This window comes from Pseudomonas sp. 478 (assembly GCF_003254125.1).
In the GTDB taxonomy this organism is placed as follows: Bacteria; Pseudomonadota; Gammaproteobacteria; order Pseudomonadales; family Pseudomonadaceae; genus Aquipseudomonas.
Genome location: NZ_QKZG01000010.1, coordinates 219,602 through 242,582 on the forward strand (window position 1 = coordinate 219,602; position 22,981 = coordinate 242,582).

A 22,981-nucleotide genomic window follows, 5' to 3' on the forward strand; every position below is an offset into this window, starting at 1 on the left:
CAAACGCAACGGACATTAAACAGATAACAAATAGCTTAAACCGTTCGGTTGCAGAGAAAAAATGATTGGTAGCACTTTGGCTTCGTGGCAATGAAACAAGAAATGTCGGTTAAGTTTTCCGACAGTACTTTCTGATTTATAGGGCATTTCTGCTTTTTTTGACTAATTACTCTAAAAATCGCTTTTCACCGCCGCGATAGTTCCTATTCTGTGTTCATGACCGACCTCTGCCCTTCAGGCCGGCGACTACAAAAAGGAGAGGGCGATGCGGTTTTTGAAGTTTTCTCGGGCTTATAGAAGGACATCGTCCATGACGAAAGTACAAGGCATCACCCAGTTGCTGGGAATCCTTCCTTGCCTGACCAGTGCGCGCCGAAGGCGTCGGGTCAGCTCGGACGAGATGAAGTTGTTGGAACGCTATCGGGAGCTGTCGGAAAGCGATCAGATTGCGATGCGGTATCTGGTGGAGGCGATGAGGAGTGTTTCGCGGTTTTGACCGAGGATGGTTACCGTGAAAGCCATTTGGCTTTTACGGTTGCCAGGCAGGTGAGCTTGCCAGCATCGGCGTCGATGATGCCTTCCTCGATTGCTTGGCGGCGAGCCGCGATATTTTTTTGCTCGATGGTTTGACGCAGATACTTTTCTGAAAAGGCGCTATCACTTGGAATCACTTCAGTGACGCTTTGGCTGGTGATGTGCGGTTTGCTCATGGCTGCGGATTGCTCTTGCGGGAGATTGAACAGGTGTATTCAAACCAAAGGGGCAGACTGTGAAGTCTGCCCCTTTTTCATTTTTTCATCCCGCCTTCAACTGCAAGTGCCCACTATCGTGAACGGCCGTTGCGCCTGCATCAGATCAGGCATGTCCCGCCACTTGATCCAGGCCTGATGCTGCCAATGCAGCAACGGCACCGAGATCCCGGCCCACTGCAACGAACTCAGGCTTGGAATGTTATCCACAGACGTCGCTTTCGACTCACGCAGCGAAGGTATGACTTCGTTGCTCAGCCATTGGCGCAGGTTTCGGTTTTCCGGGACGAAATGGTGCACCAGAAGGGCATACATTCCTGATTCGCTGACCATCAGTGATTCGACCGTTTTGCCGTTCTTCAGCATCCAGACATATTGGCGCTGATCGGGATCGAGTTTCAGGGTGAGGCGTTGGTCCATCGGGCGGCCCATCAGGCGACCGAGATCCTGGACGCAGAACCAGGCTTGGTTGTCCTGCATGAAGGCGTGGAGGAAGCGGTTGTGGCGGGTGAAGATGGTTGGGGGAAGTAAGGTAGAAGCGAGTTTTGAGCGTGTGCTGACATGAAGTGACTTCCGTTTTGAGTAGGAAAGTCGCCACCAACCCTTCGACAGGTTGGGTGGCGGACCGAGTGGCGTTCGAAGTCGGGACACTTCCAATCAAAACGGAAGCCGGAAGGCCCGCGCCACACGGCCCGCCATAAATCAGAACTGAAGACATGAAACTGCCTCAATTCTATGGGGGGCGCGTAAGCACCGTTTTGAAATTTCCCGGCTTCGACCCCGGGTCGCTGATTTGGCAGCGACGAGGTAAAGCCTATCGTTCAGGCGCTCGCGGCGCCAAGTCTACCTTGGCGCCGCATGCTGTAGGAATCGGTGTCTATGCCGGAAGGTTCGATCTGTAGGAATTTCCTGTTTTTGCCTGAAGTGCAGTCAAGCAGCGTCACAGCCGTGGTTTTTCCTATAGCTTTTCCCGCATTCAGGAACGAACTGCAGGTTTGCTACATGTTGATCGAATTTTCAGTTTCCAATTATCGCTCCTTCCGTGACAAGCAAACCCTGTCCATGGCTGCGACGCCGCGCTTGAGCAAAAAGCGCAACGTGTTCACGCCCATTGTAAATGGAGAAAAACTGCCTGATTTGTTGAAGGTGGCGGCGATTTACGGACCGAACGCATCCGGTAAATCTTCGCTTATCCGGGCAATGGGGGTCATGGGGAGTTTGCTCGCTTCGATACCTTCATCAAATGATGAACCGCTACCGGTCTCGCCATTTCGTTTTGACCCGCAACTTCAAAACGAACCCAGTTCTTTTGAGTACAACTTCATTCAACGCGGGGTCCGATATCGGTTTGTTCTGCGCATGACTGCGCAGCGGATTATCGAGGAACAATTGGTTTCCTATCCCAAAGGTAAGGAAACGCTGTTGTATTCGCGTTGCTTTGTTGATGAGGGAGAGCATTATGTTTTTGGCTCAAGCCTCGAGGGTGGCAAAGAGGTGCACAACGCCTGGCGGCGTCTGACGAGCCCCAAGATGTTGTTTATTTCGCAGGCGGTTGCGAACAGTAGTGAAGAGTTGACTCAGTTGCGGGGGCCGTTTAGCTGGTTTCAAACCGGTCTACTCGTTATTGAGCAGAACAACATGATGGGGCTGTCAGCAGCGTCCATCAGATTTCTTCGGATGGCCTCGGATTACACACATGATTTACGAGACTTTCTAAAGGAAGTGGATATCCCGGTGTCAGCGATCCGGCTCAACACCGAAGACGCAGAGTCTGCTCAACGCACCAAAAAACTCACGCTGAAAGAGTTCTTCGCCGCCGCCCAAAAAGACAAAGTAACCTTGACGCATACGAGCTTGTTAGGCATCGCGGAGTTTGATTTTTCCGAGGAATCCGACGGTACGAAAAACCTGATTGGATTCTGGCTGCCCTGGTTCATGATCAATCACGCCGATGGTAGGGGGATACTTTCTGTCGATGAGTTGGACAGCAGTCTTCATCCCTCAATCGTCGCGGACTTGATTGAGAAGCACCTGGACGGTGGGTTGGATACTCAACTGATCTTTACCACTCACGACACTCATCTGATGAACGCCAAAGCGCTTCGGCGCGATCAGTTCTGGATCACCGAAAGAGACGCTAACGGTGCAACCTGCCTTTTTTCTGTATACGACTTTGAAGGACGGGAAGGGGAGGATGTTGAGAAACGCTACTTTGAAGGTCGTTATCGTGGGTTGCCACTGATAAGGCGGGGTTGATCATGGCGCGTTCGATACGGCAATTTGATCGAAAGGCACCTCGGTTCAAGCCTCAACCCAAAGTGTTGATCCTCTGTGAAGACAGCAAGTCAGGAAAACGATATCTGGAGGAGGCTGCATTTCATTTTCGCGCCAAAGCTCAAGTGGAAATTGCCCACTGTGGCGTCACACACCCAAGCGGCATTGTTGAAACAGCAATAGCCCGCCAGAAATGCTTCGACAAGGTTTTTTGTGCATTGGATCGCGATACACATCTGTGTTTTGAACGAGCAATAAATCTGGCGAGGCCTCATCCGAAAATCAAAGTCATCGCTTCGTACCCCTGTTTTGAGTTTTGGCTGCTTCTGCACTTCGGTTTTAATCGAAAGCCTTTTCGAGCGGTTGGAAAGCACTCTCCAGGCGACTTGGTGGCCAAGAGCCTCAGAGAGAAACCCAGCATGGATAAGTACGAGAAAGGCGAAGACACCAACTATTTCGCACAACTTTTAGGTCAGCCATTCCAAAGGGCGAGAGATTTAGCACCAAAGATTATCGAGGACGTCGCTATCAGCGGCGAACCCAACCCCAGCACCGAAATCCATCTGCTGATGGACGAATTCGAAATCCTCTCCAAACCCCTACCGATCTAACACCTCAAACCCAGCCCGCATCGCTGCGAGCTGGGCAATTACCACTACCGACTAACCTTCCAGGCATCCCCCGCTGGCGCAGTCCCATGGTCATACGGCTTGGCCAGCCACATGTAAATCAGCCCCAACCCAATCACGATCGCAGTACTCAACACCATCGCGTAGTTGATGTACCACGCCGCATCCGGCGTGCGAGGCCAGGCCATGTTGATGATTGCGCCGACGCCATAGACCAGCGCGCCGATGTTCACGGCCCAGCCCCAGGCGCCGAGGGTGAATTTGCCGTTCGGTTTCCAGCCTTTCATGCGCGCATAGAGTGCCGCGAGCACGATCATCTGGAATGCCAGGTAGATGCCGATGGCCGCGAAGCTGACGATGGTTGCCACCGCATCCTGCAGGAAGAAGCCCAGCACAATGATCAGCGCCGGCAGGACGCCGGACACGAACAGTGCCGCAACCGGCACCTGAGTCGTAGGGGAAATCTTCTTCAGCAGTGAGCTGCCGATGACCATTTCATCCCGGGCGTAGGAATACAGCAGACGACTCGCCGCGGCTTGCAGGCTGATGACGCAGGAGATGAAGGAAATCATCACCACGCCCATCACCACTTTCGAACCGACCGGGCCAAAGGCGTTGTTGAGGATGGTGGTGACCGGGTCCTTGTCGGTGCCATTGATCACGGCTTGCATGTCTGGCACGGCGAGGATCAGCGCCAGGCAGGCGAACATCGCCGCGATGCCGCCGATGTAGATGGTCATGCGCATGGCCACCGGGATTTGCTTGCTCGGGTTCGGGGTTTCTTCGGCCACGTCGCCGCAGGCCTCGAAGCCGTAGTACAGGAACATCCCTGCCAGCGAGGCGGTGAGGAACGCTGGCAGATACGAGCCGTCGATGCTGATATCGAAGGTGTTGAACAACACACTGATCGATTGATGACGCTCGAAGATCAGCAGGTAAACGCCGACGATCACTGCGCCGACCAGCTCGCAGAGGAAGCCGAACATGGCGATCCGCGCCAGCACTTTGGTACCGCTGAGGTTGACCAGGGTGGCGAACAGCGTCAGGAACAGTGCGATGACGATGTTGGTGTTGTTGTTCGGTTCAAAGCCCATCATCGCGGCCAGGTACGGACCGGCGCCCACCGCAACGGCGGCGATGGTGACGCACAGGGCGATGGAGTAGATCCAGCCGACCATCCACGCCCAGCGCTTGCCCACCAAGCGACGAGCCCACGGGTACACGCCGCCGGAAATCGGGAACTGCGAGACCACTTCACCGAAGATCAGGCACACCAGCAACTGGCCGCATCCGACCAGCAAATACGCCCAGAACATCGGAGGCCCACCGGCGGCGAGGCACAGGCCGAACAGGGTATAAACCCCTACGACCGGAGAGAGATAAGTGAAGCCCAGGGCGAAGTTTTCCCACAGGCTCATGCTGCGATTGAAGTTTGAGGTGTAACCCAGCTTGCGCAGTTGCTCGGCATCGCTGTCGGCAACGGCTGCGGAGAGTTCGGGTGATGCACTCATGGTGTGTTAACTCCGGAAAATCGGCAGATTTCGGATGTCCGAAACCGTGACAGGGCCATGACGGCGCTGCCCGGATCGGTGGTTATTGTTTTGTGTTGCGGTGAGGCCATCGCGAGCAGGCTCGCTCCCACAAGGGAATGCGAGCAAATGTGGGAGCGAGCCTGCTCGCGATGCTTTTAGTGCTTGAACATCACATGCCGAACGACGGTGTAGTCCTCCAGCCCGTACATGGACATGTCCTTGCCATAACCGGACAGTTTCTGACCGCCGTGCGGCATTTCGCTGACCAGCATGAAGTGTGTATTCACCCAGGTGCAGCCGTACTGCAAACGCGCAGACAGGCGATGCGCACGGCCGACGTCCGAGGTCCAGACCGACGACGCCAGGCCGTAGTTCGAATCGTTGGCCCAGCCCAGCACCTGCGCTTCATCGGTGAATTTGGTCACCGACACCACCGGCCCGAACACTTCACGACGGACGATTTCATCGTCCTGTTGCGCGTCGGCCAACACCGTCGGTTCGAAGAAGAAGCCATTGCCCTCGACAGCCTTGCCGCCGGTGATCAATCGGATATGCGGCTGCGCCAAGGCACGCTCGACAAAACCGGCCACGCGGTCACGATGTTGGGCGGTGATCAATGGGCCCAGTTCGGTCGACGGATCGTCCTGCACACCGTACTTGATGCTGCTGACCGCTTCGCCGAGCTTCTCGACGAATTTGTCGTAGATGCCTTCCTGCGCGTAGATACGGCAGGCGGCGGTGCAGTCCTGGCCGGCGTTGTAGAAACCGAAGGTGCGAATGCCTTCCACGGCGGCGTCGATGTCGGCGTCGTCGAAGATGATCACCGGGGCCTTGCCGCCCAGTTCCATGTGCATGCGTTTGACGCTGTCGGCGGTGCTGGAAATGATGTTCGAACCGGTGGCGATCGAACCGGTCAGCGAGACCATGCGCACTTTCGGGTGTGTGACCAGTGGATGACCAACCGTAGGACCACGACCGAACACCAGGTTCAGCACGCCGGCCGGGAAAATCTCCGACGCCAGTTCCGCCAGACGCAGCGCGGTCAGCGGGGTTTGTTCCGACGGCTTGAGCACCACGGTATTACCCGCGGCGAGGGCCGGGGCGATTTTCCAGGCGACCATCATCAGCGGGTAGTTCCACGGTGCGATGGACGCGATCACGCCGACCGGGTCGCGGCGGATCATCGAGGTGTGGCCGTGCAGGTATTCACCGCCCGCCGAACCGCTCATGCAACGGCTGGCGCCGGCGAAGAAACGGAACACGTCGGCAATCGCCGGGATCTCGTCGTTCAGTGCAGCACTGTAAGGCTTGCCGCAGTTGTCGGACTCCAGTTTGGCCAGCTCTTCGCCGTGGGCTTCAATGGCGTCGGCGAGTTTGAGCAGCAGCAGCGAACGTTCTTTCGGCGTGGTTTGCGACCAGCCTTCGAAGGCGCTGTCGGCGGCCCGCACGGCGGCATCGACCTGGGCTTCACTGGCTTCGTTGATTTCGACCAACACACGACCGAGGGCCGGGTTGAACACCGCTTGGGCGGGGCCTTCGCCGTCGATCAGTTGGCCATTGATCAAGAGTTTGGTTTGCATGGCTTTGTCCTCTTCGAAGCAATTGTATTTCCTCTGTTGGAACGGAGATCTAATGTGGGAGCGGGCTTGCTCGCGAAGGGGCCATCACATTCAACAATGATGTTGGTTGACCCACCGCCTTCGCGAGCAAGCCCGCTCCCACATTAGATCTCCGTTCCAACAGAGGGTTAGTCGTTGTCCGTTATTTACCGCCACTGCCCGCAACGCTTTCGCCGCCACGGGTCAGGTAATAGGCGCCGAGGATTGGCAGCATCGTCACCATCATCACCAGCATTGCGACGACGTTGGTCACTGGCACGTCCCGTGGGCGGCTGAGCTGGTTAAGCAGCCACAGTGGCAGGGTGCGTTCATGGCCAGCGGTGAAGGTGGTGACGATGATTTCGTCGAACGACAGGGCAAACGCCAACATGCCGCCGGCCAGCAACGCCGAGCCGAGGTTCGGCAGGACGATGTAGCGAAAGGTCTGCCAGCCGTCGGCGCCGAGGTCCATCGAAGCCTCGATCAAACTGTGAGAAGTGCGACGCAAGCGGGCGATGACGTTGTTGTAGACGATCACCACACAGAAGGTCGCGTGGCCGACGATGATGGTAAACATCCCCGGCTCGATCCCCAGCGTCTTGAAGGTCGCCAGCAACGCGATCCCGGTGATGATCCCCGGCAAGGCAATCGGCAGGATCAGCATCAGCGAAATGCCTTGCTTGCCGAAGAAATCCCGGCGGTACAACGCCGCCGAGGCCAGCGTGCCGAGGACCAGTGCAATCAACGTCGCGACGGAGGCAATTTGCAGCGACAGCTTGATCGCTTCCAGCACGTCGGGACGCAAGAACGCCACGCCGATCCACTTCAACGTGAAGCCTTTAGGCGGAAAACTGAACGCCGCGTCTTCGGTGTTGAAGGCGTACAGGAAGATGATCAGGATCGGAAAGTGCAGAAACAGCAACCCGCCCCAGGCGGCGATGCGCAGGCCGAGCGAGGCTTTCTCCCCGTGGGTTTCCGGCGCTGGTTTTTTTGCATCAGAGCGCATCGAAGGCCCCCAGTCGTTTCACGATAGTCAGGTAAATGGCGATCAACACAATCGGCACCAGCGTGAAGGCCGCGGCCATCGGCATGTTGCCGATCGCGCCTTGCTGGGCGTACACCATACTGCCGACGAAGTAGCCCGGCGGGCCTACCAGTTGCGGCACGATGAAGTCACCCAGGGTCAGCGAAAAGGTGAAGATCGAGCCGGCCGCGATGCCCGGAATCGACAGCGGCAAAGTCACTTGCATAAAGGTCTGGCGCGGCGTGGCGCCAAGGTCGGCCGAGGCTTGCAGCAAGGACGGCGGCAGACGTTCCAGCGAGGCCTGAATCGGCAGGATCATGAACGGCAGCCAGATGTAGACGAACACCATGAACCGGCCCAGGTGCGAGGTCGACAAGGTGCTGCCGCCGACGCCCGGAATGCCCAAAACGAATTGCAGAACCGGCTCAAGACCCAGGTGTTGAACGAACCATTGCGCCACGCCGCCCTTGGCCAGCAGCAAGGTCCAGGCATACGCCTTGACGATATAACTGGCCCACATCGGCATCATCACCGCGATGTAGAAAAACGCCTTGGTTTTGCCGGTGGTGTAGCGCGCCATGTAGTAGGCGATCGGGAACGCGACGATGGCGCTGGCGATCGACACGACGACGGCCATGCTCAAGGTGCGCAGGATGATGTCGAAGTTCGACGGCTGGAACAGGGCCGCGAAGTTCGCCAGGGTCAGGTCGGGCGTGACCGCCATGGTGAAGTCATCGAAGGTGTAGAAGCCTTGCCACAGCAGAACCAGCAGCGAACCGAGGTAGATCGCGCCAAACCACAGCAGCGGCGGCACCAGCAACAGCGACAGGTAAAAGTTCGGCCGGCGATACAGCAGGTTGGAAAACCTGCGCAACGGCGAGCCGCCGGCCGGGGTTTGAGGGAGCGCCACGCTGTTCATCTCACACCCCGCCGATAACATTGTCGTGCAGCGGGATCATCGCTTCCCGTGCCCAGCGCGCGCTGATGCGTTGTCCGGTCTGATGTTGCGCGCTGACGTCGAGCCACTGGACGTTGGCCTGGCTGATGTTCAGGGTCTGGCCGTTTTCCAGTTTCAGTTCATAGCGGGTGGCGCTGCCCTGGTACTGAATGTCATGGAGCAAACCGCTGACTTCGATTTCATGACTGGCCAACGGTCCTTCAGCAAAACGCACGTGTTCCGGGCGAATCGAAAACGGCTGTGGATTGCCGCTCAATTGTTTCGCCAGGTCACCGCGAATCACGTTGGAGGTGCCGACGAATTCGGCGACAAAGGTTGTAGCCGGTTTCATGTAGAGGTTGCGCGGGGTATCGACCTGCTCGATGCGCCCTTTGTTGAACACCGCCACGCGATCTGACATCGACAGGGCTTCGGTCTGGTCGTGGGTGACGAAGATGAAGGTGATGCCGAGTTGGCGTTGCAGCTTCTTCAGTTCACCCTGCATTTGCTCGCGCAGTTTTAAATCGAGCGCGCCCAACGGTTCATCGAGCAGCAGCACGCGCGGACGATTGACCAGGGCGCGGGCCAGGGCCACACGCTGGCGTTGGCCGCCGGACAGTTGCACCGGTTTGCGCTCGCCGTAGCCGCCGAGGGCGACCATGTCGAGGGCTTCTTCGGCGCGTTTCTGGCGTTCGGTTTTGCCGACGCCTTTGACTTTCAAACCGTAGGCGACGTTGTCGAGTACGTTCATGTGCGGAAACAACGCGTAATCCTGGAACACGGTGTTCACGTCACGCTGATACGGCGGCAGCCCGGCGGCCTCTAAACCGTGAATGCGGATAGAGCCAGCGCTCGGTTGTTCGAAACCGGCGATCAGGCGCAGACAGGTGGTTTTGCCCGAGCCGGAAGGGCCCAGCATGGAAAAGAACTCGCCGTCCTGGATATCGATGGAAACCCGGTCAACGGCCTTCACTTCGCCGAACTGACGGGAAACGTTGGTGAACTGGACTGCAAGCGTCATGGTGCGGTGCTCCAAAAAGGCGAGGGTCTCGCAGCGGCCTTGCCTGGACTTCTGAAAATCTGAATCGTTGCGATGTCACGGTCGAATGAGCGCGGCCCGCTTTTAGCTCCCTCTCCCTCCGGGAGAGGGCGGGGGGTGAGGGCCGCGGTGTCGGTCATTCCCAAGAGTCGAGGCGGAGTCAAAAACCACCCCTCACCCCAGCCCTCTCCCCACGGGGGAGAGGGGGGAAAGGGAGCTGACTGTGTCGTGCTTGAGAACTTAACGGCCACCCATGATCGCGATGTAATCCTGGGTCCAGCGGCTGTACGGCACGAACTTGCCGCCTTCAGCCTGCGGGGTTTTCCAGAAGGCCAAATTGTCGAATTGATCGTAACCGTTGGTTTTGCAACCCTCGGCGCCGAGCAATTCGCTCTCCTTGCACCCCGCCGGAACCGACGGCAGCGAACCGAACCAGGCCGCCAGGTCACCCTGGACTTTCGGTTGCAGCGACCAGTCCATCCACTTGTAGGCGCAATTCGGGTGCTTGGCTTCGGCGTGCAACATGGTGGTGTCGGCCCAACCCGTTGCACCTTCTTTTGGAATGACCGAGGCAACCGGCTGCTTGTCCGCCACCAGGCCGTTGACCATGTAGCCCCAGGTGCTGGACGCCGCGACGCCTTCGTTTTTGACGTCGCTCATCTGGACCGTTGCGTCATGCCAGTAGCGGTGGATCAAGGGCTGTTGCTTGCGAAGCAGATCCAGCGCCGCTTTGTATTGCGCTTCGTTGAGCTGGTACGGGTCTTTGATGCCCAGTTCCGGCTGTTTCGATTTGAGATAAAGCGCCGCATCGGCGATGTAGATCGGGCCGTCGTAGGCCTGGACCCGGCCCTTGTTGGACTTGCCGTCCGGCAGGGTTTGCTCTTCGAACACCACGCTCCAGCTGTCCGGCGCCGTTTTGAAGATATTGGTGTTGTACATCAACACGTTCGGGCCCCATTGGTACGGGGTGCCATAGGTTTGCTTATTGACGACGTACCACGGGCCATCCTTGAGCCGAGGGTCGATGTTCTTCCAGTTCGGGATCAACGCCGTGTTGATCGGCTGCACACGCTTGCCGGCGATCAACCGCAGGGAGGCGTCGCCGGATGCCGTCACCAGGTCGTAACCACCCTTGGACATCAGGCTGACCATTTCATCGGAAGTGGCGGCAGTCTTGACGTTGATCTTGCAGCCGGTTTCCTTTTCGAAGCCGGTGACCCAGTCGTAGGCCTTGTCGCTTTCGCCACGTTCGATGTAGCCAGGCCAGGCCACAATATCCAGCTGACCTTCGCCGGCACCGACGGCTTTCAGCGGTTCGGCGGCCTGGATACTGGCACTGGCCAGCAGCGCGGTGGTGATTGCACTGAGCAGTGCGGTCTTGTGCACGAACATGGGGTTTCCCTCTTCTTTAATTATGGTCGGGGCAGTTTTGAACGTGGTGAAGCAGGCCGTTAGCGGCTTGTTATAAGCGTAGTCAGAGATGCTGGCCGTGGCGGGCCATGATGTGCCGCACCACGCTGTAGTCCTGGAGCGAATCGCTGGATAAGTCTTTGCCGTAGCCCGAACGCTTCAGGCCACCGTGGGGCATTTCGCTGACCAGCATGAAATGGCTGTTGATCCAGGTGCAGCCGTACTGCAAGCGCGCCGCGACCTGCATCGCCTTGTCCAGGTTCTGGGTCCAGACCGAGGAGGCGAGGCCGTATTCCGAGTCGTTGGCCCAGTCCACGGCTTGTTCGAGCTGATCGAAACGGGTCACGGTGACCACCGGCCCGAACACTTCGCGCTGGACGATCTCATCGGTCTGCTTGCAACCGGCCAGCAAGGTTGGCTGGTAATAGAAGCCGGCACCGGAATGCACTGCCGCGCCGGTCACTCGTTCGATGTGTGGCTGGCCGAGGGCGCGCTCGACGAAACTGGCCACGCGGTCACGCTGACGGGTGCTGATCAGCGGGCCGATCTCGTTGTCGGCGTCGCGCTTGCCGGCAAACCGCAGGCTGCTGACCGCTGCGCCGAGTTCGGCCACCAAGCGATCATGAATCCCGGCCTGTGCATAAATCCGGCAGGCCGCGGTGCAATCCTGGCCGGCGTTGTAGTAGCCATAAGTGCGCACGCCTTCGACCACGGCTTGAATGTCCGCATCGTTGCAGACGATCACCGGGGCCTTGCCACCGAGTTCGAGGTGAGTGCGTTTCAGGGTTTTCGCCGCGGCTTGCAGGATTTTTTGCCCGGTGACGATATCGCCAGTCAATGACACCATGCGCACTTTAGGGTGACTGACCAAGTGGCTGCCGACGCCTTCACCGCCACCGCAAATGATGTTGATCACACCGCGCGGCAGAATCTCGGCCAGCGCGGGCGCCAGGGCCAGAATCGACAGCGGCGTGTGTTCGGACGGCTTGAACACCAGCGTGTTGCCGGCGGCCAGGGCCGGGGCGATTTTCCACGCGGCCATCATGATCGGGTAGTTCCACGGCGCAATCGAGGCCACCACACCAATCGGATCGCGGCGAACCATGCTGGTGTAGCCCGGCAGGTATTCGCCGCTGAGCTGGCCAGTCTGGCAACGCACGGCGCCGGCAAAGAAGCGGAACACATCGACCGTGGCGCTCAAGTCATCCTGACGCGCCAGGTGCAACGGTTTGCCACAGTTCAGGGATTCGAGGCGGGCGAGGAGGTCGGCTTGTTTTTCGATGGCGTTGGCGATGTCCAGCAACAGGTTCGAGCGTTGTTGCGGCGTGGTCCGCGACCAACCGGCGAAGGCGCGGTGGGCGCCGAGGATCGCGGCTTCGACTTGCTCGGTACTGGCTTCGGCGATGTGCGTCAGCACTTCCCCGGTGGCCGGGTTGAGGATCGGTTCGACAAACCCCTGGCCCGCAACCAATTCGCCATCGATCAACAACGCGGTGAACAACGGGGTCTGTGCGCCAGCCATTTTTCGGGTTCTCTTTTCTTGTGTGGCCATGCTGCTCCCTGTAACTGGGGCGCGGCCGTCTTATAGATGTACCAAGACTAGGCGCCGCACCCGAGGTCGACAAATACTAAATACTGAAGGTGGCGTTCGATTAAATAGATGGCTTGCGCCCGCCGTGGGGCTGCTCGCGGGCGACGGTCAGAAATGGGTCCACCAGCGCTGGGCGCGCGGTGCCCCGACGCCAGGCCAGGCCGACGTCGAGGGTCTGGCTCAGGTCGGCAATCGGGCGCGCTTCGATGATGTCGCCCTCCAGTGACCATGGGCGATAAGTCATGTCGGGCTGGATCGACACGCCCAATCCTGCGGCCACGAGGCTTCGCACCGCTTCCGTCGACGCTGTTCTCAAGGTGATGCGCGGTTGTAGGGAGGCCGCTGTCCACATGCGCTGGGCGTTGCGGTCCATTTCATCGACGTTCAGCTGAATCAACGGCTCACGGGCTACGTCGGCGAGGTTGATGCTGTCGTGTTCCAGCAGCGGATGCTGGGCTGGCAGCCATAACCGATGGGGCGAGTGGGTCAGCACTTCGGTCTGCAAGGCGTGGCGGTCTTCGAGGTTGGAGAGGATCAGCACGCCAACATCGATCTCGCCGCTGACCAGCAAATGCTCGATGTAAGGGCGCTCGTCCTCCATCACCCGGATCTCGACGTTGGGGTAGGCGCGCTGGAAACGGGTGAGCAAGTCTGCGAGGTAATAACCGGCCACCAGGCTGGTCACACCGATGATCAACTGCCCGGCGACTTGGTCGGTACTCTGCTGCAGGCTGCGTTTGGCGTTGTCCACCGTCGCCAGAATCAGATGCGCCTGGCGTAGGAATTGGTGGCCCTGGTGGGTCAGCGTCATGCCCTTGGCGTGGCGGTTGAACAAGCCGACGCCGATTTCCTGTTCCAGTTGCTGGATGGCCAGGGTCAAGGTGGACTGAGAAATGAACGCGGTTTGCGCGGCGGCGGAGATCGAGCCGGTCTCGGCCACGGCGATGAAGTGACGGATCTGACGCAAGGTCATCATGGAGAAAGTACCCGGTGGGCGGTTTTTATAGATTTGTTTGAGTGTATATCCATTTTTCTGAAGGGTTGCGGTCGGCTGAGCGGCGCTGCGCAACATCTCGAAGCACTCTCGCCCCCGAATGCCGGGCACTTTCGATCTAGGCTGGTGGCCTTATTGGTCCGGTTAACCCCTTTTTTGGAGGCGGCAAATGAACACGCGTGGATTGCTCGATCAGCTACTCAAGTCCGGTCAGGACATGTTGCAGAACAAGGCCGGCGGCTCACAAAACAAGACCTCCGGCGGTGGTTTGGGCGGATTGCTCGGCGGCAGCGGTGGTTCGGGTGGCCTCGGCAGTTTGCTGTCGGGCGCGGGGGGCGGTGCGTTGGCAGCGGGGGCCATGGGGTTGCTGCTGGGCAGCAAGAAAGGGCGCAGTGTTGGCGGCAAGGTCCTGACTTATGGCGGCCTGGCTGCGTTGGGCGTGATTGCCTACAAGGCCTATGGCAACTGGCAGGCCCAGCAGGGCACCGCGGCGAAGACTGAACCGCAAACCATCGACCGCTTACCGGTGGCGCAAGTTGAACAGCACAGTCAGGCGATTCTCAAAGCATTAGTGGCAGCCGCTAAAGCTGATGGCCATGTCGATGAGCGGGAACGTGCGCTGATTGAAGGTGAATTCACCAAGCTTGATAACGATCAGGAGTTGCAGCACTGGCTGCACGCCGAACTGAACAAACCGCTGGACCCGGCCGACGTCGCCCGCGCCGCGAGTACGCCGGAAATGGCTGCCGAGATGTACATCGCCAGCGTGATGCTGGTGGATGAGGAGAGCTTCATGGAGAAGTCCTACCTGGATGAACTGGCGCGTCAGTTGAAGCTTGAGCCGGGGTTGAAGGCTGAGTTGGAGAAGCAAGTCAGGCAGGCGTCGTTATCGGTCGCCTGATCGGGTCGCTTACAACAAATCCCATCAGTGCTTTCCTGTATCACTGATGGGGTTTGTTTAGTTTCAGATTGGGCTTAAAAAGGCAACTAATGCTGTCATCCCCGATGAGGGATAGTGTTACCAAGGATTGGACATTTTAAAATTTCCGCCGACCTCCTCCCTACTTCCCTTTAATGTAACGTGGTAACTGCCTTCGGCGGATTCACCTTCCAGTCCGAAGGTAACAGTTAGCGTGCCTTTCTCAATTTCCCGATTGACGCCATTTACGTCCACGGTCCATTTCAGGGAATCAGGGAGCTGGGCGAAGTCCTCTGGATAGACCACGGTATGGAGGCCATCTTCCAGATCCTTCGGGGCACAAAGCGCTACCTGCCTGTATTGGCCTTCGTATCCGATGATGAATCTCGTACTCCCGTGAAGTCCGTAGTAGACCCTTTCACTTTTGAATATTTCTTTTGAGTCTTGCATGACATTTATTGTGCCTGTGGAGGCTTTTAGATCTTTTACAACATCGGCATAAGAAAGAGCAGGCATGACGAATTCCTTTCAAGTTTTGAAACTCGAGTTTCCGGAAGTTCGGGCTTAAAGTGCTACTGACATAAATGACAGTTTTTTATCGTATCTTGGAATCGATTGAATGGTTTTTATATAAAACCAAGATGAGTCACCTAAAATCGGCTCATGGAGCTTCGGGTTGCGCTCTGACCAGGGCATTTTTTCAACAGTGCTACAGAGTCCAATGGCCCGTTTTCTTCCGATTCATCACGGGTACCTGGCTCCCGATCTGGCGCAAAGTCTCCCAGAACTCATCCCACCGTCTTATAAATGAAACACCCTCAGCTATACTCCGCAACATTTCAACCGCCCCTCGAGGACTGACTGTGAAGAACTGGACGTTGCGCCAACGCATCTTGGCGAGCTTTGCGGTGATTATCGCCATCATGCTGCTGATGGTCGTCGTGTCGTATTCGCGGCTGTTGAAGATCGAAACCAGCGAAGCCAGCGTTCGTGAAGACGCACTGCCCGGGTTGTATTACAGCTCGATGGTACGCAGTGCCTGGGTCGACACTTACCTGCGGACCCAGGAAATGCTGGGCTTCAAAGAGGGGCAGGGCTTCAGCGCTGAAGAGGCCGAAAACTTCAAAAACTTCGAGGTGCGTCTGCAAGAGCAGATGACTAACTACCAAGGCACGATCACCACGGACGAAGACAAGGTTGAGTTCGCCGCTTTTGAAAAACTCCATGGTGATTACAACAAGGTCCTGGCGGCCGTGGTCGATTTGCATAAGCGCAATCAGGAAACTGAAGCCATCAAGATGTTCAACGAGCAACTGACTCCGGCCTGGACCGCAGGTCGCATGAAGCTCAATGACATCATTCGCGAAAACAAAGCGGTGGCCGACCAGGAAATCGCGAACATCGATGACGCTGTGGACACCGCGAAAGTCATCATGGGCATTTCCCTGCTGGTCGCGGTCCTGGTCGCCGGCCTCTGTGGTCTTTTGTTGATGCGCGCAATCATGGCGCCGATGAACCGCATTGTGCAGATCCTCGAAATAATGCGTACTGGCGATCTCAGCAGTCGCCTGAACCTTGATCGTAAAGATGAGTTCGGCGCCGTGGAAACCGGCTTCAACGACATGATGACCGAGCTGACATCCCTGGTGTCCCAGGCCCAGCGCTCCTCGGTGCAGGTCACCACCTCGGTGACCGAGATCGCTGCCACCTCCAAGCAACAGCAAGCGACCGCCACCGAAACCGCCGCCACTACCACCGAAATTGGCGCGACGTCCCGTGAGATTGCGGCCACTTCGCGGGATCTGGTGCGCACGATGACCGAAGTCTCCACCGCCGCCGATCAGGCCTCGGTGCTCGCCGGTTCCGGGCAGCAAGGCCTGGCGCGGATGGAAGAGACCATGCACTCGGTGATGGGTGCGGCCGATCTGGTCAACGCCAAACTGGCGATCCTCAATGAGAAGGCCGGCAACATCAATCAGGTGGTCGTGACCATCGTCAAGGTCGCCGACCAGACCAATCTGCTGTCGCTCAACGCGGCGATTGAGGCCGAAAAGGCCGGTGAATACGGCCGCGGGTTTGCCGTGGTCGCCACCGAAGTGCGGCGTCTGGCGGACCAGACCGCCGTTGCCACGTACGACATCGAGCAGATGGTGCGCGAGATCCAGTCGGCGGTGTCGGCCGGGGTGATGGGCATGGACAAGTTCTCTGAAGAAGTGCGCCGTGGTATGTCCGAAGTGCAGCAGGTCGGCGAGCAGTTGTCGCAGATCATCCATCAGGTTCAGGCATTGGCGCCGCGGGTGTTGATGGTCAACGAAGGCATGCAGGCCCAGGCCACCGGCGCCGAACAGATCAACCACGCGCTGGTGCAGTTGGGCGATGCCAGCAGCCAGACCGTCGAGTCCCTGCGCCAGGCCAGTTTCGCCATCGACGAATTGAGCCAGGTGGCCGTAGGGCTGCGTGGTGGCGTTTCGCGATTCAAAGTCTGATGAGCGAACCCACGGCCAAACGCACCGCCGTGAAGCCGGCGCTGCAATCATTGTTTCTGGTGTTCCGCATCGGTAACGAGCGCTATGCCCTGCAGGCCATCGAGGTGGCGGAAGTGCTGCCGCGTCTGCCGTTGAAACCGATTCCCCGGGCGCCGGAATGGGTGGCCGGGGTATTCGCCTACCGCGGCGCGGTGGTGCCGGTGATCGACCTCAGTGCGCTGACGTTCGGCCAGCCGGCGCAGACCCGCACCAGCACCCGCCTGGTACTGGTCAATTACCGTCCGGATGAGTTCGCTGAGGCGCAATTGCTCGGGCTGATTCTGGAACAGGCCACCGATACCTTGCGCTGCAACCCGGCGGATTTTCAGCCCTATGGCCTGGACAATCGTCAGGCGCCGTACCTTGGGCCGGTGCGTGAAGACGCCCAGGGTTTGCTGCAATGGGTGCGGGTTGCCGACTTGCTCGACGATCAGGTTCGCGCGCTGCTGTTTCCGTCGCAGCCGTTGGACCTGGCGCTGTTTGAGGAGCGGCCATGAGCAGTGATCAACGGTTTTTCGATTTTCTCAAAGAGCGCATCGGTCTCGACGTGACCTCGGTGGGCCCGGCGATCATCGAGCGTGCGGTGCGCCAGCGCAGCACGGCATCCAACGCGCTGACGACCGATGAGTACTGGCACACCTTGCAGGGTTCGCAGGACGAGCAGCAGGCGTTGATCGAAGCGGTGATTGTCCCCGAGACCTGGTTTTTCCGTTACCCGGAATCCTTCGCCACGTTGGCGAAACTGGCCACCAAGCGCCTGAACGACATCAACAACATGCGCGCACTGCGGATTCTCAGCCTGCCGTGTTCCACCGGTGAAGAACCGTATTCCATCGCCATGGCGTTGCTCGATGCCGGGTTACAGCCGCACCAGTTCAAGGTCGAAGGCATGGACGTCAGCCCGTTGTCGGTGGAAAAAGCCCGGCGCGCGCTGTACGGCAAGAATTCGTTTCGGGGTCAGGACATCGCCTTTCGCGACCGGCATTTCGCCGCCGAAGGCGAGGGCTATCGCCTCAGCGGGCGAGTGCTCGAACAAGTGCGTCTGCAGGTCGGCAATCTGCTGGATCCGACATTGTTGGCCAACGAGCCGCCGTATGACTTTGTGTTTTGCCGCAACCTGCTGATCTATTTCGATCAGCCGACCCAGCAGCAAGTGTTCGAAGTGCTCAAGCGTTTGACCCATGTGGATGGCGTGCTGTTTATCGGCCCGGCCGAGGGCAGTTTGCTCGGCCGTTTCGGCATGCGTTCGATCGGCATCCCGCAGTCCTTTGCGTTCAGTCGTCAGAGCGCACCAGAGCCTGCGCCCATTGCGACGTTCGTTCCGACGCCTCTGCCCGTGCACCAACCGGTGCGCAGCGTGACACCGCCGCCCGTTCGCAATCGACCCTTCGCAACGGTGGCGCCGCTGCCTGTCGTGACGAAAGTCGCCAACCCGGACACTGCCGCGCTGCTGGCGAACATCGCCGCGCTGGCCAACGAAGGCAAAAGTGCCGAGGCCCGCGCCGCGTGCGATAGCTATTTGCGCAGTCATGAACCCGTGGCCCAAGTCTTCTACTGGCTGGGCTTGCTCAGCGATGTCACCGGCAGAGTCCTTGAGGCTCAGGGTTTTTATCGCAAGGCGTTGTACCTCGACCCGCACCATCCCGACGCGTTGATGCACCTGGCGGCGTTGCTGCAATCCCTGGGCGACACGGCGGGAGCCAGACGATTGCAGGACCGCGCCGCCCGCAGTGAGCGCGCCGCTGACAGTGAGCGTAACCGATGATCGCCGCCGACACTTTTAGCCTCACCCATCAAGATGCCCAGGCCATCGACGACTGCTGGAACCGCATCGGTATCCACGGCGACAAGTCCTGCCCGCTACTGAGCGATCACATTCATTGCCGCAATTGCGCGGTGTATTCGGCCGCGGCGACGCGCTTGCTCGACCGCTACGCGTTACAACAGGAAGACCGCGGGCAAGTCTCCACGGCGGTCGAGAGCGAGGTGAAAACCCGTTCGCTGCTGATGTTCCGTCTGGGCGAAGAATGGCTGGCCCTGGCCACTCGCAGTCTGGTGGAAGTGGCGCCGTTGCAAGCGATTCATTCCCTGCCGCACCAACGCTCCCGGGCCTTGCTCGGCGTGGCGAATGTGCGCGGCGCGTTGGTGGCGTGCCTGTCGCTGGTGGAATTACTGGCGCTCGACGGCGCCAGCAGCGTGGCGACCGGCGCACGGGTCATGCCGAGGATGCTGATCATCGCTGCCCACGGCGGACCGGTGGTGGTGCCGGTGGATGAAGTGGACGGGATTCACGCTATCGACGAACGCGTCCTCGAGGCGGCGTCCCGCTCCGGCACGCAGGCCAGCGCCAAATACACCCGTGGCGTGTTGCAATTCAAAGGTCGCAGCCTGCGGTGGCTGGATGAAGAACAGCTGCTGTCCGCCGTAACCCGGAGCCTCACATGACCCCCGAGCAAATGCGCGACGCCTCTTTGCTGGAACTGTTCAGTCTGGAAGCCGAGGCCCAGACCTTGGTGCTAAGCGCCGGCCTGCTGGCGCTCGAGCGCGATCCGACCCAGGCCGATTACCTCGAGTCGTGCATGCGCGCGGCCCACTCGCTCAAGGGCGCGGCGCGGATTGTCGGCGTCGATGCCGGGGTCAGCGTCGCCCATGTGATGGAAGATTACCTGGTCAGCGCCCAGGAAGGGCGCCTGTACCTTCGGCCCGAATACATTGATGCACTGTTGCAAGGCACCGATCTGCTGATGCGAATTGCGACGCCGAACAACGCTCCGGCGCCTGCGGATATCGAAGCTTACGTCGTCTTGATGGGACGCCTGCTTGATCACATGGTGGCTACCCCCATCGCGCCGCCGATGGCAGAACTTCAGCTGGAACCGCCGACGCCCAAGGTTGAGCCGCCCATGCCGGCCGCCACCGAAGCCCCCCCGGCAGCGCCCGCCGAGCCAACGCCCAAGACTAAACGCACCACCGAAAACGGCGAGCGGGTGCTGCGGGTCACGGCCGAACGCCTGAACAGCCTGCTTGACCTGTCGAGCAAATCCCTGGTGGAAACCCTGCGGCTCAAACCGCACCTGGCCACTATGCAACGCCTCAAGCGTATGCAGAACAAGGGCCTGCGGGCCCTGGAAAACCTCAACGTCCACCTCAAGGAACATGCCTTGAGTCTGGAAGCGCAAGAAGCCCTCGAAGACGCTCGTCGGCTACTGGCTGAATCTCAGCAATTGCTGGTGGAAAAGAACGCCGAACTGGATGAGTTCGCCTGGCAGGCCAGTCAACGGGCGCAAGTGTTGTACGACACCGCGCTGGCCTGCCGCATGCGGCCGTTTGCCGATGTGTTGAGCGGGCAAGAGCGCATGGTCCGCGACCTCGGTCGCAGCCTCGGCAAACAGGTGCGGCTGGAGATCGAGGGTGAGAAAACCCAGGTCGACCGCGACGTGTTGGAAAAGCTTGAAGCGCCGCTGACCCACCTGCTGCGCAATGCCGTGGATCACGGCATCGAATCCCCGGAGCAACGGCTATTGGCGGGTAAACCCGCTGAAGGCCTGATCCGTTTGCGCGCTTCCCATCAGGCCGGATTGTTGCTGCTGGAACTGAGCGATGACGGCAATGGCGTCGATCTGGAAAAGGTCCGCCGCAGCATCATCGAGCGCCAGTTGTCCCCGGCCGAAACCGCCGCGCAATTGAGTGAAGAAGAGCTGCTGACCTTCCTGTTTCTACCGGGTTTCAGCCTGCGCGACACGGTCACCGAAGTCTCCGGGCGCGGCGTCGGACTGGATGCGGTCCAGCACATGGTCCGCCAGGTGCGCGGCGCGGTCGTGCTGGAGCAGGTGGCGGGCGAGGGCAGTCGTTTCCATCTCGAGGTGCCGCTGACTCTGTCGGTGGTGCGCAGTCTGGTGGTGGAGGTCGGTGACGAGGCGTATGCCTTCCCGCTGGCCCACATCGAACGGATGTGCGATTTGGAGCAGGCGGACATTGTCCAGGTCGAAGGCCGTCAGCATTTCTGGCACGAAGGCCGGCATGTCGGGCTGGTCGCGGCCAGTCAGCTGTTGCAGCGTCCGTCGGGCCAGAACAGTCAGCAAACCCTCAAAGTGGTGGTGATTCGCGAGCGCGAGGCGATTTACGGCGTGGCGGTCGAGCGTTTTATCGGCGAGCGGACGTTGGTCGTTTTGCCGCTGGACGAGCGTCTGGGCAAGGTGCAGGACATTTCCGCCGGGGCCTTGCTCGACGACGGTTCGGTGGTGCTGATCGTCGACGTCGAAGACATGCTGCGTTCGGTGGACAAACTGCTCAATACCGGGCGTCTTGAGCGTATTGCCCGCCAAGGCCACCAGGCGGTTGAAGCGGCTCGAAAACGGATTCTGGTGGTCGACGATTCGCTGACCGTACGTGAGCTGCAACGCAAGTTGCTACTCAATCGCGGCTACGACGTGGCAGTGGCGGTGGACGGGATGGATGGCTGGAACGCCTTGCGATCGGAGGATTTCGATCTGCTGATCACCGACATCGATATGCCACGCATGGATGGCATCGAACTGGTGTCGTTATTGCGTCGGGACAATCGCCTGCAATCCCTGCCGGTGATGGTGGTGTCTTACAAGGATCGTGAAGAGGACCGTCGCCGTGGACTGGACGCTGGAGCCGACTATTATCTAGCCAAAGCCAGTTTTCATGACGACGCCCTGCTTGACGCGGTGGTTGAGCTCATTGGAGGAGCGCGTGTATGAAAATAGCGATCGTCAATGACATGCCCATGGCGGTAGAGGCTCTACGCCGCGCCTTGGCGTTCGAGCCGGCGCACGAGGTGGTCTGGGTCGCCAGTAATGGGGCCGAGGCGGTGCAGCGTTGCGCTGAAAATACGCCGGATCTGATTCTGATGGACTTGATCATGCCGGTGATGGATGGCGTGGAGGCAACGCGGCGGATCATGGCCGAGACGCCGTGCGCGATTGTCATCGTTACGGTCGACCGCGAGCAGAACGTGCATCGGGTGTTCGAGGCCATGGGCCACGGGGCGCTGGACGTGGTCGATACGCCGGCCATCGGTGCCGGCAATGCCCAAGAGGCAGCGGCCCCGTTACTGCGCAAGATCATGAACATCGGTTGGCTGATCGGTGACCGTGGCAATCGCGAGCGTGCCGCCCCGAGCCCGCTGCGCAGTTCCGGTTCGCGCCAGCGCTTGATCGCCATTGGCTCATCCGCCGGTGGGCCGGCTGCGCTGGAAGTATTGCTCAAGGGGTTGCCGCGAGATTTTTCGGCCGCCATCGTTCTGGTGCAGCACGTGGACCAGGTGTTCGCCGCCGGCATGGCCGAATGGCTCAGCAGCGCCAGCGGCCTGGATGTGCGCCTGGCCCAGGAAGGTGAGCCTCCGCAGGCCGGCTCGGTGTTGCTGGCGGGCACCAACCACCATATTCGCTTGTTGAAAAACGGCACGCTGGCCTACACCGCCGAACCGGTCAACGAAATCTACCGGCCCTCGATCGATGTGTTCTTCGAGAGCGTGGCCAGTTATTGGAACGGCGATGCCGTGGGTGTTTTGCTCACCGGCATGGGACGCGATGGCGCACAGGGGCTTAAACTCATGCGCCAACAGGGCTACCTGACCATCGCTCAGGATCAGAACAGCAGCGCGGTGTACGGAATGCCGAAGGCGGCAGCGGCCATCGACGCCGCTGTGGAGATTCGCCCACTGGAAAAGATAGCGCCACGGTTGCTGGAAATTTTCCCCAAATGAACACTTTTCACAGCAATCTGGCCCAA

General features: G+C 59.2%; 21 protein-coding genes. 10 read left to right on the forward strand and 11 right to left on the reverse strand.

Annotation, left to right across the window (positions count from 1 at the left end):
- Positions 1–310: 310 nt before the first annotated feature.
- A complete protein-coding gene (locus DFS28_RS21755; protein ID WP_111451415.1) occupies positions 311–496 on the forward strand; it encodes a hypothetical protein in 186 nt (61 codons plus the stop codon).
- Positions 497–506: 10 nt separating this feature from the next.
- Here the strand turns inward: DFS28_RS21755 and DFS28_RS21760 are convergent, their stop codons facing one another.
- A complete protein-coding gene (locus DFS28_RS21760) occupies positions 507–710 on the reverse strand; it encodes a hypothetical protein (RefSeq protein ID WP_111451385.1) in 204 nt (67 codons plus the stop codon).
- Between the two features lie 96 nt (positions 711–806).
- Positions 807–1,229, reverse strand: a complete 423-nt coding sequence (locus DFS28_RS21765) for a Bro-N domain-containing protein (RefSeq protein ID WP_256596896.1) — start codon at positions 1,227–1,229, stop codon at positions 807–809.
- Between the two features lie 522 nt (positions 1,230–1,751).
- On the opposite strand from DFS28_RS21765, the gene DFS28_RS21770 reads away from it, so the two are divergent.
- Positions 1,752–3,005 carry an ATP/GTP-binding protein gene (locus tag DFS28_RS21770; RefSeq protein WP_111451417.1) on the forward strand — a complete coding sequence of 418 codons (1,254 nt, stop codon included), beginning with the start codon at positions 1,752–1,754 and terminating at the stop codon, positions 3,003–3,005.
- Between the two features lie 2 nt (positions 3,006–3,007).
- On the forward strand, positions 3,008–3,634 hold the full coding sequence (locus DFS28_RS21775) for an RloB family protein (RefSeq protein WP_111451386.1): 627 nt from the start codon (positions 3,008–3,010) through the stop codon (positions 3,632–3,634).
- A gap of 44 nt (positions 3,635–3,678) precedes the next feature.
- Here the strand turns inward: DFS28_RS21775 and DFS28_RS21780 are convergent, their stop codons facing one another.
- The 8 genes from DFS28_RS21780 to DFS28_RS21815 all read right to left on the reverse strand — a co-directional run bounded on the left by DFS28_RS21780 (position 3,679) and on the right by DFS28_RS21815 (position 13,759).
- A complete protein-coding gene (locus tag DFS28_RS21780) occupies positions 3,679–5,163 on the reverse strand; it encodes an APC family permease (RefSeq protein ID WP_111451387.1) in 1,485 nt (494 codons plus the stop codon).
- A 176-nt stretch (positions 5,164–5,339) separates the two neighbouring features.
- Positions 5,340–6,764, reverse strand: a complete 1,425-nt coding sequence (locus DFS28_RS21785) for a gamma-aminobutyraldehyde dehydrogenase (protein ID WP_111451388.1) — start codon at positions 6,762–6,764, stop codon at positions 5,340–5,342.
- A gap of 181 nt (positions 6,765–6,945) precedes the next feature.
- Complete coding sequence (locus DFS28_RS21790; RefSeq protein ID WP_111451389.1) at positions 6,946–7,788, reverse strand: ABC transporter permease; 843 nt, start codon at positions 7,786–7,788, stop codon at positions 6,946–6,948.
- Positions 7,778–8,725: an ABC transporter permease gene (locus DFS28_RS21795; protein WP_111451390.1), complete on the reverse strand. Its 948-nt coding sequence runs from the start codon at positions 8,723–8,725 to the stop codon at positions 7,778–7,780. The genes DFS28_RS21790 and DFS28_RS21795 overlap by 11 nt, the downstream gene beginning before the upstream one ends.
- A gap of 1 nt (position 8,726) precedes the next feature.
- Positions 8,727–9,764, reverse strand: a complete 1,038-nt coding sequence (locus DFS28_RS21800; protein WP_111451391.1) for an ABC transporter ATP-binding protein — start codon at positions 9,762–9,764, stop codon at positions 8,727–8,729.
- Between the two features lie 258 nt (positions 9,765–10,022).
- Positions 10,023–11,174 (reverse strand): putative ABC transporter substrate-binding protein YdcS, encoded by a 1,152-nt coding sequence (gene ydcS / locus DFS28_RS21805; protein ID WP_111451392.1) that lies wholly within the window; start codon positions 11,172–11,174, stop codon positions 10,023–10,025.
- An 82-nt stretch (positions 11,175–11,256) separates the two neighbouring features.
- Positions 11,257–12,744 carry a gamma-aminobutyraldehyde dehydrogenase gene (locus DFS28_RS21810; RefSeq protein WP_111451393.1) on the reverse strand — a complete coding sequence of 496 codons (1,488 nt, stop codon included), beginning with the start codon at positions 12,742–12,744 and terminating at the stop codon, positions 11,257–11,259.
- Positions 12,745–12,844: 100 nt separating this feature from the next.
- Positions 12,845–13,759 (reverse strand): LysR family transcriptional regulator, encoded by a 915-nt coding sequence (locus DFS28_RS21815; protein WP_008151654.1) that lies wholly within the window; start codon positions 13,757–13,759, stop codon positions 12,845–12,847.
- A 187-nt stretch (positions 13,760–13,946) separates the two neighbouring features.
- Between DFS28_RS21815 and DFS28_RS21820 the strand changes: the two genes are divergently transcribed.
- The gene (locus DFS28_RS21820; RefSeq protein ID WP_111451394.1) at positions 13,947–14,678 is read left to right on the forward strand and encodes a tellurite resistance TerB family protein; all 732 of its coding nucleotides are present in this window, start codon (positions 13,947–13,949) and stop codon (positions 14,676–14,678) included.
- A 117-nt stretch (positions 14,679–14,795) separates the two neighbouring features.
- Here DFS28_RS21820 and DFS28_RS21825 read toward each other — a convergent pair whose 3' ends face one another.
- On the reverse strand, positions 14,796–15,212 hold the full coding sequence (locus DFS28_RS21825) for a hypothetical protein (protein ID WP_111451395.1): 417 nt from the start codon (positions 15,210–15,212) through the stop codon (positions 14,796–14,798).
- A 347-nt stretch (positions 15,213–15,559) separates the two neighbouring features.
- Here DFS28_RS21825 and DFS28_RS21830 point away from each other — a divergent pair, with 347 nt between their 5' ends.
- The 6 genes from DFS28_RS21830 to DFS28_RS21855 are packed head-to-tail and all read left to right on the forward strand — an operon-like array spanning position 15,560 to position 22,955.
- Complete coding sequence (locus DFS28_RS21830) at positions 15,560–17,182, forward strand: methyl-accepting chemotaxis protein (protein WP_111451396.1); 1,623 nt, start codon at positions 15,560–15,562, stop codon at positions 17,180–17,182.
- Positions 17,182–17,718 (forward strand): chemotaxis protein CheW, encoded by a 537-nt coding sequence (locus tag DFS28_RS21835; RefSeq protein ID WP_111451397.1) that lies wholly within the window; start codon positions 17,182–17,184, stop codon positions 17,716–17,718. Before DFS28_RS21830 ends, DFS28_RS21835 begins: the two co-directional genes overlap by 1 nt.
- Positions 17,715–18,986 carry a CheR family methyltransferase gene (locus tag DFS28_RS21840; RefSeq protein WP_111451398.1) on the forward strand — a complete coding sequence of 424 codons (1,272 nt, stop codon included), beginning with the start codon at positions 17,715–17,717 and terminating at the stop codon, positions 18,984–18,986. Before DFS28_RS21835 ends, DFS28_RS21840 begins: the two co-directional genes overlap by 4 nt.
- Entirely contained in the window at positions 18,983–19,666 is a 684-nt protein-coding gene (locus tag DFS28_RS21845) for a chemotaxis protein CheW (RefSeq protein ID WP_111451399.1), read from the forward strand. Before DFS28_RS21840 ends, DFS28_RS21845 begins: the two co-directional genes overlap by 4 nt.
- Positions 19,663–21,948 (forward strand): hybrid sensor histidine kinase/response regulator, encoded by a 2,286-nt coding sequence (locus tag DFS28_RS21850; RefSeq protein ID WP_111451400.1) that lies wholly within the window; start codon positions 19,663–19,665, stop codon positions 21,946–21,948. The genes DFS28_RS21845 and DFS28_RS21850 overlap by 4 nt, the downstream gene beginning before the upstream one ends.
- Positions 21,945–22,955, forward strand: a complete 1,011-nt coding sequence (locus tag DFS28_RS21855) for a chemotaxis response regulator protein-glutamate methylesterase (RefSeq protein WP_111451401.1) — start codon at positions 21,945–21,947, stop codon at positions 22,953–22,955. Before DFS28_RS21850 ends, DFS28_RS21855 begins: the two co-directional genes overlap by 4 nt.
- Positions 22,956–22,981: the final 26 nt, after the last annotated feature.

What these genes read in the sequence shown, in the direction of transcription:
- DFS28_RS21775 (WP_111451386.1), top strand. Translation starts at nt 3,008, where the DNA reads ATGGCGCGTTCGATACGGCAATTTGATCGAAAGGCACCTCGGTTCAAG.
- DFS28_RS21840 (WP_111451398.1), top strand. Translation starts at nt 17,715, where the DNA reads ATGAGCAGTGATCAACGGTTTTTCGATTTTCTCAAAGAGCGCATCGGT.
- DFS28_RS21760 (WP_111451385.1), bottom strand. Translation starts at nt 710, where the DNA reads ATGAGCAAACCGCACATCACCAGCCAAAGCGTCACTGAAGTGATTCCA.
- DFS28_RS21815 (WP_008151654.1), bottom strand. Translation starts at nt 13,759, where the DNA reads ATGATGACCTTGCGTCAGATCCGTCACTTCATCGCCGTGGCCGAGACC.
- DFS28_RS21825 (WP_111451395.1), bottom strand. Translation starts at nt 15,212, where the DNA reads ATGCCTGCTCTTTCTTATGCCGATGTTGTAAAAGATCTAAAAGCCTCC.
- DFS28_RS21835 (WP_111451397.1), top strand. Translation starts at nt 17,182, where the DNA reads ATGAGCGAACCCACGGCCAAACGCACCGCCGTGAAGCCGGCGCTGCAA.
- ydcS (WP_111451392.1), bottom strand. Translation starts at nt 11,174, where the DNA reads ATGTTCGTGCACAAGACCGCACTGCTCAGTGCAATCACCACCGCGCTG.
- DFS28_RS21790 (WP_111451389.1), bottom strand. Translation starts at nt 7,788, where the DNA reads ATGCGCTCTGATGCAAAAAAACCAGCGCCGGAAACCCACGGGGAGAAA.
- DFS28_RS21850 (WP_111451400.1), top strand. Translation starts at nt 19,663, where the DNA reads ATGACCCCCGAGCAAATGCGCGACGCCTCTTTGCTGGAACTGTTCAGT.
- DFS28_RS21785 (WP_111451388.1), bottom strand. Translation starts at nt 6,764, where the DNA reads ATGCAAACCAAACTCTTGATCAATGGCCAACTGATCGACGGCGAAGGC.
- DFS28_RS21820 (WP_111451394.1), top strand. Translation starts at nt 13,947, where the DNA reads ATGAACACGCGTGGATTGCTCGATCAGCTACTCAAGTCCGGTCAGGAC.
- DFS28_RS21765 (WP_256596896.1), bottom strand. Translation starts at nt 1,229, where the DNA reads ATGCAGGACAACCAAGCCTGGTTCTGCGTCCAGGATCTCGGTCGCCTG.
- DFS28_RS21855 (WP_111451401.1), top strand. Translation starts at nt 21,945, where the DNA reads ATGAAAATAGCGATCGTCAATGACATGCCCATGGCGGTAGAGGCTCTA.
- DFS28_RS21780 (WP_111451387.1), bottom strand. Translation starts at nt 5,163, where the DNA reads ATGAGTGCATCACCCGAACTCTCCGCAGCCGTTGCCGACAGCGATGCC.
- DFS28_RS21755 (WP_111451415.1), top strand. Translation starts at nt 311, where the DNA reads ATGACGAAAGTACAAGGCATCACCCAGTTGCTGGGAATCCTTCCTTGC.
- DFS28_RS21810 (WP_111451393.1), bottom strand. Translation starts at nt 12,744, where the DNA reads ATGGCCACACAAGAAAAGAGAACCCGAAAAATGGCTGGCGCACAGACC.
- DFS28_RS21795 (WP_111451390.1), bottom strand. Translation starts at nt 8,725, where the DNA reads ATGAACAGCGTGGCGCTCCCTCAAACCCCGGCCGGCGGCTCGCCGTTG.
- DFS28_RS21800 (WP_111451391.1), bottom strand. Translation starts at nt 9,764, where the DNA reads ATGACGCTTGCAGTCCAGTTCACCAACGTTTCCCGTCAGTTCGGCGAA.
- DFS28_RS21770 (WP_111451417.1), top strand. Translation starts at nt 1,752, where the DNA reads ATGTTGATCGAATTTTCAGTTTCCAATTATCGCTCCTTCCGTGACAAG.
- DFS28_RS21845 (WP_111451399.1), top strand. Translation starts at nt 18,983, where the DNA reads ATGATCGCCGCCGACACTTTTAGCCTCACCCATCAAGATGCCCAGGCC.